The following is a 1,261-nucleotide window of genomic DNA, read 5'->3' on the forward strand; positions in this document are numbered from 1 at the left end:
GACCGAATTTTAAGTAGTCTCTGGCAGCAGCATAAGCCGTGGCATCTTTGGCTTTGCGAGCGGCTGTTAAATTTAAAATAGCTAGTTCAGTTTTCTCGGTATCATCAATGATTAAATTCCGACCCGAATTCAAATGGTCGGCAATTTCAAAAATTCTTTCGGCGCGTCGCTCTGGAGAAATATTTGCTAGTAATAGGCGACCAATTTGTAGGTGAATTGCTGTTTGGAGTTGTGAGTCAATTAAAGCGTAACCTGACTGCTGCACGCGGTCATGCAAAAATTTATAAGTAGTAATTACTAAGTCTGAATTAATTATTTCTGATTCGGTAGCACCTAACTCAGAAGTAGCTAGAATCAATCCCTCTTGGATGGCTGGCAATAGTTCTTGAAAGGTGGATACCCAAGATTTCTCATTAATAATTGAAAGAGTGTTCAAGTCAAAACTATTACCCACGCAAGCAGCCAACCGCAAAACTTGCTGAGTTGATGCGGGCAGTCTTTTCAATTTGCCAAGCATCAATTCAATGACGTTATCAGTAATACCTACTGATTCGATTTCTGAAATATTCCAATCCCAGTTTCTTTTGGGAAAATTGAATTTTAGCAGGTTTTCTTGATAGAGAGTTTTGAGAAACTGATTGACAAAAAAAGGATTACCTTGAGTTTTATTAATAACTAACTCTGCTAGGGGGAGCGCTGATTCTGTGTCTTTACGAACTGTATCAGCAATTAAGTTACCTATCTGCTGAAGGTGTAGGGGAGCTAAAGTAATTCGCTCGATTCTTGCACCTTGATTTTGCAGCTCGTCCAAAGTCATCATTAAAGGATGAGATGGGTTAACTTCGTTGTCTCGATAAGCACCAATTAGAAATAGATAGTTGGTTTGCTCATCTGCTATCATTACTTGTAGCAATTTCAATGTGGCGGAATCAGCCCATTGTAAATCGTCGAGAAAGATGACTAAGGGATGGTCAAATGAACAAAAGACGCGGATGAATTTTTGAAATACTAAATTAAAGCGGTTTTGTGCTTCGGTAGCGCCTAATTCTTGTACGGTAGGCTGTTTGCCAATGATTAATTCTACTTCGGGAATGACATCTACAATGATTTGACTATTAGTACCAATAGCTGCTAAAAGTTTTTCTTTCCAGGTATTAAGTTGATTTTCGCTTTCTGTTAAGAGTTGCTTGACTAATGATTGAAAGGCTTTGACAACTGCGGCGTAAGGGATATTTCGTTGAAATTGGTCGAATTTTCCGGC

General features: G+C 38.9%; 1 protein-coding gene. It reads right to left on the reverse strand.

What is annotated here, in order from left to right; genetic code table 11:
- Positions 1-1,261 (reverse strand): AAA family ATPase (locus QUA43_RS30600; protein ID WP_333379516.1); only part of this gene is annotated, 1,261 nt, incomplete at both ends.

The sequence above is a fragment of the Microcoleus sp. N9_B4 genome (genome assembly GCF_036701635.1).
Classification (GTDB): domain Bacteria; phylum Cyanobacteriota; class Cyanobacteriia; order Cyanobacteriales; family Microcoleaceae; genus Microcoleus.